Raw genomic sequence first — 11696 nt, forward strand, 5'->3', positions numbered from 1 at the left:
TTTTTATTAATTTTACTTTTAAAAAAAGCTGCTTTGCCAAATAAAAAACTACCTCATTCTGCCCTTAACGAAAAACCTGGGATTTCTTCTCCTGAAGCTATCAGTGCTGCAGCGGTGGAACATATCCAGCAATTTAGAAAAATACAACCTTCATCTAACGAACTCTTTAGCGGCATATTAGCGGGAAATATCACAGCTTTGAGTCGTGCCATTACGTTAGTAGAAAGTACAAACACCAACCATTTAGCGAAAGCCAATGAAGTCATAAATGCTTGTTTGCCTCACGCCAATAAATCCGTCAGAATAGGAATAACAGGGGTTCCCGGAGTAGGAAAAAGCACTTTTATTGAAGCATTTGGTTTGCACTTGACCAGTTTAGGAAAGAAAGTAGCTGTTTTGGCAGTAGATCCGAGCAGTACCATTTCGCACGGAAGTATTTTAGGTGATAAAACCCGAATGGAGGAATTGGTTAAAGACAAAAATGCATATATCAGACCATCTGCTTCAGGGGAAACCCTAGGTGGAGTAGCCCGAAAAACCAGGGAAACCATCACGCTTTGTGAAGCCTGCGGTTTTGACACTATATTGATCGAAACGGTGGGTGTTGGTCAAAGTGAAACCGCAGTACACAGCATGGTAGATTTCTTTTTGTTGTTAAAAATTACCGGGGCTGGTGATGATTTACAAGGAATAAAACGCGGTATTATGGAAATGGCCGATGCCATCGTAATTAATAAAGCCGATGGAGACAATCTCCGAAAAGCTCAATTAGCCAAACTGGAATTCAAGAGAGCTCTGCATCTTTTTCCGGCTAAAAAATCAGGCTGGATCCCTACCACTTCTACCTGTAGCTCCATAAGTCACGAAGGAATAGCGGAAGTTTGGGAAACCATTCATAAATTTCTGGAACTTACTAAAGTCAATAATTATTTCTTTGAAAAACGGAAAGAACAAAACCAATATTGGATGTTAGAAACCATCAACGAACAATTAAAAACTAATTTTTACAATAATCCGGAAATTCAAGCATCAATGAATGCAACTAAAAAAGCGGTGCAAAATGATGAAATTTCACCCTTTGCAGCCGCTCAAAAATTATTAGAAACCTATTTAAAAAAATAGATTTACTCCTCGTAAAGTTTGATTTCTCGATCGTAAAACTCATTGGCAAGAACAATTAATCCTTCCATTTCTGCATTTAGTTCGCCTTCATCCAGATCTTCGGCTTCTTCGATAAATTCGACTTCATCGTCTTTCAGATTGATAATAAATCGGGGATAATCCAAATGAATGATAAAAATATCTTCCGGAAAATCGGTATTGTCACCCAGTAAAAATTTTGGTAATTCCATGTTGCTATAATCGTTAATTTACTTTTTTATTAAATGTGTATTTGCGAAACAAATTAACGATTAAGGATTTGAAAAAACTATTTATCCGACAAGATTATTGGTGTATTTCCTTTACCATTCATAAATATAATTTTAGTATTAGCAGAAGCCGCTAATTCTTTTTGTGCTTTTATGGATTCGTATTGCAATTGCTTGTCAGACAAACCTGTAGAAATAATCTTTTGATAATCTGCAATTCCTTGGGCTTCTACTCTTTTACGTTCCGCTTCCTGTTTCTCTTTTTGAAGAACAAAAATCATTTTTTGAGCATCCTGTTCTGCATTAATTTTACTCTCAATGGTCTTTTTAACCGATGTTGGAAGATTAATATTTCGAATCAACAATTGTTCTAAAACAATTCCTCTTTTTTTGAAATCAGCTTCTATACTTTTGAAAATACGTTGTTGGAATTCATTTCTTTTGGTTGAATACAAAGAGACTGCATCATAATAGACCGCATTATCCCGAATTCGGGTTCGAGTAACCGGAAGCACAATTTTGTCATTATAATTGACCCCAATTTGTTTTAAAATTTTAGGCGCATCCGTAGGAATGATTCGAAATAAAACCGTTAGATCAATAACAACTTCCAGTCCATCATTCGACAAAACACGAACGGCATTACCACCTGCAAGTGTACTTCCTTCGCTCACTTCGGAAGCCATGGTATTATTTTGGGTTTGTATATCAAAATAAGTAACATCCATAAGCGGGTTAATGATATTTAAACCACTATTTAAAATATCAGGTTGCACATCCCCATAAAGTGTCTTAACGCCCACTTTACCCGCTTCTACTTGTTTAAAAGCCGAAGAAAAAAGACCAAGAAGAATTACTATAAATCCTATTATTCTGACAATAGGAGCAAATTGTGTAAATTGATTTGGATTGTTTTTTAGTGTAAAACTTACAATCACTAAAAGAATTCCTAATAATATAATTAAAATCATTTAAAAATATTTAAGATTAAATGACAATTTACAGCAATTAAACTTAAATAAAGACTTTTTTTAAAAACATTGGAAGAACTTTATTTTTTTGAATGCTTCACAACCAACTTTCTTGTCAATCTCGCAAAGCGAATATACAAAAATAAAGCGGCTGCCGTCAATCCTGCCAAAAGCCCGATCCAAATCCCAACTGCTTTTAGATTGGTATAGTTTCCCAGATAGTAAGAAATTGGAAAACCAATAACCCAATAGGACACAAAGGTAATATACATGGGGATTTTTACATCTTGCAAGCCACGTAAAGCACCAAGAACAACAACTTGAATTCCATCTGAAATTTGAAAAACAGCGGCTACTAACAGTAATTTTGATGTGATAGTGATAATTTCAGAATTATCAATCATTTGAGCCGAATCAGACATATTCAAAAATAAATGTGGCAGGTATTGATGAAACGCCACAAAAATAATGGCAAAAAATGTTTCTAAAATTATAGCCAGTAAAAAGATAGAACGGGCTACAACAATCAATTCTTTGTAATCATTCATTCCCTTGGTATGACTCACGCGGATCATGGCGGCAACACTCAATCCCATGGCGACCATAAATGTTGATGATGATAGGATAAGGGCTATTTGATTGGCGGCCTGACTATTTTTTCCAATCGAACCTGAAAGCCAAATAGCAGCGGTAAACAATGCTACTTCAAACAGCATTTGCATAGCTGAAGGCAACCCAAGATTGATGATTTTTTTCAACACTGATTTTCGTATTTCCTTGAAACTGAAATTTTTGAAATATCGTTTTAATGCTGCATTTCTTTTTATTAAATAATGCATAAAAACGACCATCATAATTCTTGAAATGACAGTTCCTAAAGCCGCCCCAAGAATACCTAATTTAGGAAAAATCCAAATGCCATAAATAAGAACATAGTTAAAAAAAATATGCACCACATTAGCCATAAGTATGGCATACATAGAATATTTAGTTTTTGCTAAACCATCCGCAAATTGTTTGTATCCCTGGTATATTATTACCGGAATCAAAGAAAAAGCAACCCAGTCAATGTACGGAGCAGCCATGTCAGCCACTTCTTTGGGTTGGTGCATCAAGTACATAATTTGTTTGGACAAAACGGTCAGAATAAATAAAGCGACTCCAAGAACTGTACATAAAAGCAATCCATGGTGAAAAATAGAACGGATTTTATCCTCCTCTTTTTCCGCATCAGCTTCTGCAACTAAAGGAGTAATTGCTGTTGAAAATCCTATTCCTATCGATAACGCAATAAAGATGAAACTGTTTCCCAGTGATACCGCCGCCAGCTCCGTAGACCCTAATTTTCCTACCATGAAATTGTCAACAATCCCTATTAAGGTATGTCCCAACATTCCTAAAATTATGGGATACGCTAATCTTATATTATAAGAAAACTCTTTGAAGTATTGGGATAAATTCACTTTTTGCTTTTTTGATGGCAAATATAATTAGAAGCTTTCAATTGCATCACTACTATTTGATATATATCACTACTTTTTTAGTGAAACAGGCTGCAAGTTATAAATTCTATAACATAACGAAATAATTGTATAACTTTTTCAGCATTGTTACTGTTACTTTTGATATGTTGTTTTGGGGGCATTTTAACCTACAGAACAGAAATTTAAAAAATACAATTATGAAAATCACAGAAAAAATGAAAATCGCCTTTGCATGTACCATCGTAATGATGTTTGCAAATAATGTACAAGCTCAAGAAACAACCAAAGTAGAGCACTATGATCAAGGATTCCGTTTAGGAGTTGGTGTAAATGGTGGATATTCCGTAAATGATCCATACAAATTAACCTTAGGAGCCGATGCCAGATTACAATATGATTTATCAAAACGATATTCTGTAACCGTAACAACTGGTTTCAACAACTTATTTGTAAGTAAAGTTGACGGAGCTGATCTAGGGTTTATTCCGGCAAAAGCAGGTTTTAAAGCTTTTATATGGGACGATCAATTTTATGTAATGGGAGAAGCCGGTGCTGCTTTTGCAGTGACTAACGGTTATAATGAAACCTCATTAATCGTAGCGCCAAGTATTGGTTACGCTACAAAATACATTGATATCTCTTTGCGATATGAGCACTATTCTGATTTTCCTAGAGTGAATAACAATGGAACTCCAGGAGAAGGTGTAGGACAAGTTGGCGTTCGTGTGGCTTATGGTTTCAAACTATAACGTTATTTTGCATTCGGTTAAAAACCGCAAACTTCCCAAATCAGGCTACACTTAACGATGTATCCATGCCTTGCAAACAAATCAAAACCCAGAACCTGTTGCGCGCATGCGTCACATCCTGCAACTCGCTCCATTTTGCCAATCACTTTAAAATCATTGGGATTTATAGATTTCATAACAAATAATTTATCTTTGCAACTCAAATGTAACAAACTATAAGGATTAATCCTGATGAATTTCAGGAGCATATTCCAGCTATTCGTTGCAATCTTTTATTATTTTAAAGAAAAATAATAAAAGGATTTCCACTATTATCTGGGCTAGGCACTTGTTTTCAAAACACATACAATGGAAAAATTCACACTCGAATTACTGTTTCAAATCATCGGCATTGGTTCCGCATCGGGACTTATTTACAAAGACAATTCGCTACTGATTATTGGCGACAACAGCGGCTTTCTTTACGAATATCACATCGATTCCAAAGATTTAAAACGCTATCCGCTACTGGAAAATCCTACAGAGAACACACCAAAAAAAGACAAAGCTGATTTTGAAGCCATAACCCATTTTGAAGACAGCGTGTATGTTTTTGGCTCCGGTTCCACCGAAAAAAGAAACAAAATGATTCAAATCAACTCCAGCCATAAAAGAGTAACTGCCACAAATGATATCACTAATTTATATGCAGCGCTGCAAAGTTTCGGGGAAATAAAACCCGAAGATTTCAACATTGAAGGTGCCATCTACAATGGCAAAAGTTGGTTTTTAGTGAATCGTGGCAACGGAAGCGCCAATAAGAATGTCCTTTTTACCATCGAAGGAAAAAACCTCTCTACTGATTTCGCTATTCTTTCAAACAACTACAAACTCCCAAAAATACAAGGAGTACGAAGTAGTTTTACCGATGCCGTTTTAGTCGACAACAGCATTTATTTTTTGGCCACAGCCGAAGATACCAAATCTACTTATGAGGATGGCGAAATTTTAGGAAGTCTTATTGGAAGCATCAACCTGAAAACCATGAAAATCGATTTCACACAAAAAATTAGCAGCACCCATAAATTCGAAGGGTTGACTTTATACACCAATTCAAAAGAAAAAATAGAATTCCTGCTCTGTGAAGACAAAGATACCGAGGTTTTAGAAACCGAAATTTACAAACTGACTTTGGACAAAAAATAAAGTCCATTTGATTAAAAAATGTTCGTTGCTGTCAAAATAGCAGAACGTTAAATTTAGATTAAATAGAAAATCAAAATAGATTTCAAATGTAAAACGGACTACTTTTACAGTAAACTTAGCCTTTTATTGGCCTAAAATAATTCTCCAAATGACAGATTTAAAAAATAAAAATGCCCTGATCACCGGCGCAGGAAAAGGAATTGGTAAAGCAATCGCTTTGGCCCTAGCCAAAGAAGGTGTCAATGTAATTTTGATTGCCAGAACACAGGACGAAATAGACAGCGTAGCGGCAAAAGTGCGTTCGTTGCGCGTAAAAGCACTCGCAATAACTGCTGATGTTGTTGATATCAACTCGGTAAACGCTGCCGTTGAGCAAGCATTGACTGAATTTGGAACCATTGATATTCTAATCAACAATGCCGGTATAGCCGCTTTTGGAAAATTTTTAGAATTAGAACCTACGGATTGGGAACGCATCATTCAGGTAAACTTAATGGGAACCTATTATGTAACCCGCGCCGTTTTACCCAATATGATCGAAAGACAAACCGGGGACATCATCAACATTTCTTCCACAGCCGGATTAAGTGGCAATGCACTGACAAGTGCTTACAGTGCCTCAAAATTTGCCGTTTTAGGATTAACGGAATCGTTGATGCAGGAAGTGCGTAAACACAATATTCGTGTAACAGCCTTAACCCCAAGTACGGTTGCCACGGAAATGGCCAAAGATTTAAAATTGACAGACGGAAATCCGGACACAGTCATGCAAGCCGAAGATATGGCCGAATTAATCATCGCACAGCTTAAATTAAACCGACGCGTATTTGTCAAAAATAGCAGTATCTGGTCTACGAATCCGTAACACCATTTAAACAAAGAAAATGACAAAACAAATTGTTTAAAAAAAATCTGCAAAAATCTACAAAATCTGCGTGCTGAAAATTTTTCACGCAGATTTTGCAGATCCAGCAGATTTTATAGCTTATAATACCTATTTCAAATTCTTTAAAAAAGCATTTGAAAAAAAATACAGTTTATATTAACCCCTTTTAATTAAAAAAAATATTTATTATATTCGTAGAAAAACCCATTCTTCATACTGCAAAAATTTATCTTTTTAAACCTCAATATTCACGAATTCCATTCGTACGCTTCCGTCTTCATCAATTTTCGTCAAATTAATATCATGTAATGTATTTACTAATTCCGGATTCCAAGGCGTTTTTACTTTCACATAGTTTTCCGTAAACCCGTGAATATAGCCTTCTTTATTTTCACTTTCGAACAAAACGGTTCTATTGCTTCCTAATTGACTTTCGTAAAAAGCACGGCGTTTTTTGACGGATAAACTGCGCATCATTTTACTGCGTTTGGCCCGAACATTAGCAGGAACAATACCTGCCATGGTTGCTGCCTCAGTATTATCACGTTCAGAATAGGTAAAAACGTGCAAATACGAAATATCCATATCATTCACAAAATGATAGGTTTCCAGGAAATGCTCGTCTGTTTCTCCCGGGAAACCCACAATCACATCTACGCCAATGCAAGCATGCGGCATCACTTCCCGAATTTTATTTACCCTTTCAGTATAAATTTCACGTTGGTACCGACGCTTCATTAATTTCAAAATATCATTGCTTCCAGACTGCAACGGAATATGAAAATGCGGCACAAAAGTTCTGCTTTTTGATACAAATTCAATCGTTTCATTTTTCAATAAATTCGGTTCAATAGAGGATATTCGCAATCTTTCTATTCCTTCTACTTTGTCTAATTCCCGAACCAATTCCAGGAAAGTATGTTCGTGTTTTTTATTACCAAATTCCCCCTTACCGTAATCGCCAATATTTACGCCGGTAAGCACAATTTCCTTGATGTTTTGTTTCGAAATTTCGGCTGCATTTTTCAATACATTTTCCAGTTCATCACTCCTGGAAATCCCTCTTGCTAATGGAATTGTGCAATAGGTACATTTGTAATCACAACCGTCCTGTACTTTCAAAAACGCACGGGTTCTATCCCCAATCGAGTAACTTCCCACATAAAAATCAGCTTCGGAAATCTCGCAGGAGTGTACTTCCCCAAAATCATTTTTCGACAAATCATTGATATAATCGGTCAATTTAAATTTTTCGGTAGCACCAAGGACTAAATCGACTCCATCAACACTCGCTAATTCTTCGGGTTTTAGTTGCGCATAGCAACCCACCGCCGCTACAAAGGCGTTATTGTTCAATTTCATCGCTTTGCGCACGACTTGCTTGAACTGCTTATCCGCGTTTTCCGTAACGGAACAGGTATTAATCACATACATATCAGCCACTTCCTCAAAACCTACCCGATCAAAACCCTCGTCTTGCAGGGTACGGGCAATTGTTGACGTTTCTGAAAAATTCAGTTTACAACCTAGTGTATAAAAAGCAACTTTTTTTCTGTTTCCCATAAGATAACTCAATTAATGAAATCGTTGTCAAAAAATTAAGAGTGCAAATTTACGAACAATATTCTGGAAAATGAAATCAATAAATTCTATATCTTAGCATCTTCTAGACCAATAATTTATACTGTCAAAATGAAAAAAAAAATTTCAATTATATTCCTTTTTATTGCGGTTCAAATAAATGCTCAGAACAACATTGAATGGGATGGAAAATATCAAATCCAACTTTCCGATTTTAAATCAAAAGCAACTCAAATTGGCAATGTGAATAGTAATAGCATACAAACTGCTTCTGGACTAAATTTTAGCATACAAATGAGTAACGTTGAATTCGTGTTTACAAAAAACTTCAATTCCAAAGTAAGTTCTACATTCAAACAAGAATCGGCTTCCATAATAGCAACTGACACTATTACTGCTGAACGTATGGTGAAATTTGCTCAATATGAATTTGATTTATCAGAACTTTATGCTCGAAAACTTAGAAAAGACTTATACGTTAACAAAGGCACTTTTTCAGATATTAGTTTTCTTCAACCGCTTTATGATGCTATCCAAAAAGAATATGTAGAAGAACACGGAGAAGCCTCTAAAAAAACTAATCTGGGACAAAAAAAGGATATATTAATAAAACTTAACGATGATGTTTTAATAAGAATTCAAGAACTTTCTGATTTCTGTAAAACTTGTAAACCACCTAAAAAGAAATCTTAATTCAAAATAAATCGCCTCACAACCTCAGCAACGCCATGATCATTATTTGATGCAACAACAACATCGCCTTTATCTCTCAATTCAGGATCCACATTATCCACCCAAATACCCAATCCAGCATATTCAATCATGGTTAAATCATTCCCTGCATTTCCAACAGCAATAATTTCACTTTGCATAATATTTAATTTTTTGGCTAAAAATTCAATACTGGCTCCTTTATCAATTCCATTTTGTGCTACTTCCAGAAAAAACGGCTTTGACATGCTGACACTTAGATGCGGCATAGTCGCTTTCAAATCTTTTTCTACTTCTTTTAAATAACTTGGCTCTTGCAATAAAATACATTTTACAGCTGAAGACTGCACTTCCTCTTTAAAACTCACCACTTTATTATGGGCTAAACCGGTAATTTTCTTTTCAATTTCTATGTATTCAGAATCCGTTTCACTTACAATTTTACCATTAATATAGGTAATAATATGTGTCTTACTTTTTATACTATAATCGTACAATTCATGGATTTGCTTTTGTGTCAACATTTGCTCAAAAATAATTTTATCTTCCTTTAAATCGGTAATTACTGCCCCGTTGTAGGATATCATGTAGGAATTATCCAATTGTAGCTCTTTGGCGTAGGCAATCATTGCAGGTGTAGGTCGTCCAGAAGCCAGAATAACATAAACCCCTAATTCCTGCGCCTTAGCCAACATCTCTTTATTCTCGTCTGAAATGGTATGATCATCGTTCAACAAAGTATCATCCATGTCCAAAACCAACATTTTATATTTCATTTTTATTTTTTAAACGTAGTAGTATCTATTACCGCAGATTCACAAATTATTTTTTTAATTTGATTGCCTTCTCACGATTGTCAAAAATTTGAAGAATCCGAATTTTTATTTCAGAATGAATTTTGTAAATAATTTTATACGTTAGAATAATCATTCTTCTGTATGGTCCTCCCAAGAATTCATCAAGTTGATAATGTTCCACAAAATGAATATTTTTACTTTGAATTACAATATCTCTGAGACCATTTCTCGCTCCTTGAAGATAGTTAAATTTAATAAATTCAACTATTAGTCTTAAATCGGCTTTCGCTTTATTATACTAAAGTATGGTAATTGGCTTTTGCATATTACCATTTCTCCATTTCTTTCTATAAATCCTCAATAGTTGTATATTTTCCTGATAAAATTCGTTCGTCAGTTTCTTTAACTCCCACTTATACACTCTTCTTTATCAATTGGATAACAGCTATAGTGTGAGCAACAACTTTTAGGTCGAGAATAAATTTAAACACTATTATTTTCTCAGTTTACGTTCATGATCAATGCAATGTAACCAATCCATCAATTCTATTTTTTTTGCAGCTATATCTATCTAGTAGCCGCATTTCAATACCAAGTATACTACTTTAAATACTCATTCTGAATTCTTCAATAACGGGGTTTACTTTTGCAAACTCGGTTTCCTGAACAAACAATTCAACCGCCAAATCTGAATTTCCAAATCCTCCCAATCGAGCCGATTGTATATTATTTTTCACTACTACATTTACACCAATCGCTTCGATTTTTTCTTGTAACGCCATTGCTAAAATTTCACTTCCCGAAAACACTTTCATTAATCCCATTTTGCTCTTTATTTAATTGTTTAGCTCCGCAAAGTTTCCAACTTTGAGGATGTGTACAAGGTCTCCTGACCTTAATATTTATAATCTAATATCCTGTTCTTAGCTCCCAGCTCCGCAAAGTTTCCAACTTTGAGGATGCGTAAAAGGTCTCCTGACCTTTTTTATTTATAATCTAATATCCTGTTCTTAGCTCCGCAAAGTTTCCAACTTTGAGGATGCGTAAAAGGTCTCCTGACCTTTTTTATTTATAATCTAATATCCTGTTCTTAGCTCCCAGCTCCGCAAAGTTTCCAACTTTGAGGATGCGTAAAAGGTCTCCTGACCTTAATATTTATAATCTAATAGTTTGTTACCAAATAAAATTATTCGTTATTGAAGACGGTTTTAAAACATCTATTACTGGATTGTCAACTTTTGTAATTGCTATGATTCCTTCATCATTTACATAATTTGATGCACTTGAATAGCAATAATGTGACGCTTTAATAACTATTCCCGCTCGTATTGGGTTCATGTGGATGTAATTTAATTTAGACCACATGAATTTTTCAGAAAAGATTTCTTCGGGATGGCTGCCATATTGCCAAAACTGATATTTTTCATTACGCGTATGACTTTTACAAGCAAATTCAAATCGCTTTAACATCCAGTCTGCGCGACTTTCCGGTCCGTTTTCTATTTTATTCAAAATAGTCTTTGCTGTAAACTTTTTGAAATCTCTGATCAAATCAGATAATTTACTTTCTTCGGATTGAATAATCAAATGAATATGATTGGACATAATTACAAATCCAAACAAAATCATCCCTTTGTTTTTTATGCAAAAATCCAAACTTTCAATAATGCAATCTTTATAATTTTTTCTAGAAAACACATCTACCCAATCTACAACTGTTGCCGTAATAAAATGAGGTTTTGATTGGTCTCGGATAATGTAGCCTTCTTTCATATTGTTACTATTTCAGTCTGATACTTACACCTCCTCAAAGTTAAAAACTTTGCGGAGCAAATATGTAGCCTATTCTATTGCTATTATTTCAGTCTGAGACTGAACTACACCTCCTCAAAGTTAAAAACTTTGCGGAGCATAGACTGAACTACACCTTCTCAAAGTTAAAAACTTTGCGGAGCAAATATA

General features: G+C 34.9%; 12 protein-coding genes. 5 read left to right on the forward strand and 7 right to left on the reverse strand.

Features of this window, described 5'->3' with window-relative positions:
* Nucleotides 1-33 precede the first annotated feature (33 nt).
* Entirely contained in the window at nt 34-1122 is a 1089-nt protein-coding gene (gene meaB, locus EKM02_RS07185; RefSeq protein ID WP_126453694.1) for a methylmalonyl Co-A mutase-associated GTPase MeaB, read from the forward strand.
* Between the two features lie 2 nt (nt 1123-1124).
* Here meaB and EKM02_RS07190 read toward each other — a convergent pair whose 3' ends face one another.
* From EKM02_RS07190 to EKM02_RS07200, 3 genes are all read right to left on the reverse strand, one after another.
* Nucleotides 1125-1352, reverse strand: coding sequence for a hypothetical protein (locus tag EKM02_RS07190; protein WP_126453696.1), 228 nt, complete (start codon nt 1350-1352; stop codon nt 1125-1127).
* Nucleotides 1353-1429: 77 nt separating this feature from the next.
* Entirely contained in the window at nt 1430-2341 is a 912-nt protein-coding gene (locus EKM02_RS07195) for a prohibitin family protein (RefSeq protein ID WP_126453698.1), read from the reverse strand.
* A gap of 80 nt (nt 2342-2421) precedes the next feature.
* Nucleotides 2422-3804: an MATE family efflux transporter gene (locus tag EKM02_RS07200; RefSeq protein WP_126453700.1), complete on the reverse strand. Its 1383-nt coding sequence runs from the start codon at nt 3802-3804 to the stop codon at nt 2422-2424.
* Nucleotides 3805-4022: 218 nt separating this feature from the next.
* On the opposite strand from EKM02_RS07200, the gene EKM02_RS07205 reads away from it, so the two are divergent.
* The 3 genes from EKM02_RS07205 (at nt 4023) to EKM02_RS07220 (ending at nt 6624) form a co-directional block, all read left to right on the forward strand.
* Complete coding sequence (locus EKM02_RS07205) at nt 4023-4574, forward strand: hypothetical protein (protein WP_126453702.1); 552 nt, start codon at nt 4023-4025, stop codon at nt 4572-4574.
* Between the two features lie 348 nt (nt 4575-4922).
* Nucleotides 4923-5759: a DUF6929 family protein gene (locus EKM02_RS07215; protein ID WP_126453703.1), complete on the forward strand. Its 837-nt coding sequence runs from the start codon at nt 4923-4925 to the stop codon at nt 5757-5759.
* Between the two features lie 148 nt (nt 5760-5907).
* The gene (locus EKM02_RS07220; protein ID WP_126453705.1) at nt 5908-6624 is read left to right on the forward strand and encodes a 3-ketoacyl-ACP reductase; all 717 of its coding nucleotides are present in this window, start codon (nt 5908-5910) and stop codon (nt 6622-6624) included.
* A 255-nt stretch (nt 6625-6879) separates the two neighbouring features.
* On the opposite strand, the gene mtaB is transcribed toward EKM02_RS07220, so the two are convergent.
* A complete protein-coding gene (gene mtaB / locus EKM02_RS07225; RefSeq protein WP_126453707.1) occupies nt 6880-8208 on the reverse strand; it encodes a tRNA (N(6)-L-threonylcarbamoyladenosine(37)-C(2))-methylthiotransferase MtaB in 1329 nt (442 codons plus the stop codon).
* A 129-nt stretch (nt 8209-8337) separates the two neighbouring features.
* Here mtaB and EKM02_RS07230 point away from each other — a divergent pair, with 129 nt between their 5' ends.
* On the forward strand, nt 8338-8919 hold the full coding sequence (locus EKM02_RS07230; RefSeq protein WP_126453709.1) for a hypothetical protein: 582 nt from the start codon (nt 8338-8340) through the stop codon (nt 8917-8919).
* Here the strand turns inward: EKM02_RS07230 and EKM02_RS07235 are convergent.
* From EKM02_RS07235 to EKM02_RS07245, 3 genes are all read right to left on the reverse strand, one after another.
* Complete coding sequence (locus EKM02_RS07235) at nt 8916-9713, reverse strand: Cof-type HAD-IIB family hydrolase (protein WP_126453711.1); 798 nt, start codon at nt 9711-9713, stop codon at nt 8916-8918. The two genes, EKM02_RS07230 and EKM02_RS07235, sit on opposite strands and share 4 nt — an antisense overlap.
* A gap of 626 nt (nt 9714-10339) precedes the next feature.
* Nucleotides 10340-10558, reverse strand: coding sequence for a DUF2007 domain-containing protein (locus tag EKM02_RS07240; RefSeq protein WP_113633582.1), 219 nt, complete (start codon nt 10556-10558; stop codon nt 10340-10342).
* Between the two features lie 349 nt (nt 10559-10907).
* Nucleotides 10908-11507, reverse strand: a complete 600-nt coding sequence (locus tag EKM02_RS07245) for an REP-associated tyrosine transposase (protein ID WP_126453713.1) — start codon at nt 11505-11507, stop codon at nt 10908-10910.
* Between the last annotated feature and the right edge of the window lie 189 nt (nt 11508-11696).

Origin of the sequence: Flavobacterium sp. RSP49 (assembly GCF_003968735.1) — a bacterium.
Classification (GTDB): Bacteria; Bacteroidota; Bacteroidia; order Flavobacteriales; family Flavobacteriaceae; genus Flavobacterium.

Excerpts from the sequence above, each read along its gene's own strand:
- EKM02_RS07190 (WP_126453696.1), bottom strand. The coding sequence starts at position 1,352 with ATGGAATTACCAAAATTTTTACTGGGTGACAATACCGATTTTCCGGAA.
- EKM02_RS07195 (WP_126453698.1), bottom strand. The coding sequence starts at position 2,341 with ATGATTTTAATTATATTATTAGGAATTCTTTTAGTGATTGTAAGTTTT.
- EKM02_RS07205 (WP_126453702.1), top strand. The coding sequence starts at position 4,023 with ATGAAAATCACAGAAAAAATGAAAATCGCCTTTGCATGTACCATCGTA.
- EKM02_RS07215 (WP_126453703.1), top strand. The coding sequence starts at position 4,923 with ATGGAAAAATTCACACTCGAATTACTGTTTCAAATCATCGGCATTGGT.
- EKM02_RS07220 (WP_126453705.1), top strand. The coding sequence starts at position 5,908 with ATGACAGATTTAAAAAATAAAAATGCCCTGATCACCGGCGCAGGAAAA.
- mtaB (WP_126453707.1), bottom strand. The coding sequence starts at position 8,208 with ATGGGAAACAGAAAAAAAGTTGCTTTTTATACACTAGGTTGTAAACTG.
- EKM02_RS07230 (WP_126453709.1), top strand. The coding sequence starts at position 8,338 with ATGAAAAAAAAAATTTCAATTATATTCCTTTTTATTGCGGTTCAAATA.
- EKM02_RS07235 (WP_126453711.1), bottom strand. The coding sequence starts at position 9,713 with ATGAAATATAAAATGTTGGTTTTGGACATGGATGATACTTTGTTGAAC.
- EKM02_RS07240 (WP_113633582.1), bottom strand. The coding sequence starts at position 10,558 with ATGGGATTAATGAAAGTGTTTTCGGGAAGTGAAATTTTAGCAATGGCG.
- EKM02_RS07245 (WP_126453713.1), bottom strand. The coding sequence starts at position 11,507 with ATGAAAGAAGGCTACATTATCCGAGACCAATCAAAACCTCATTTTATT.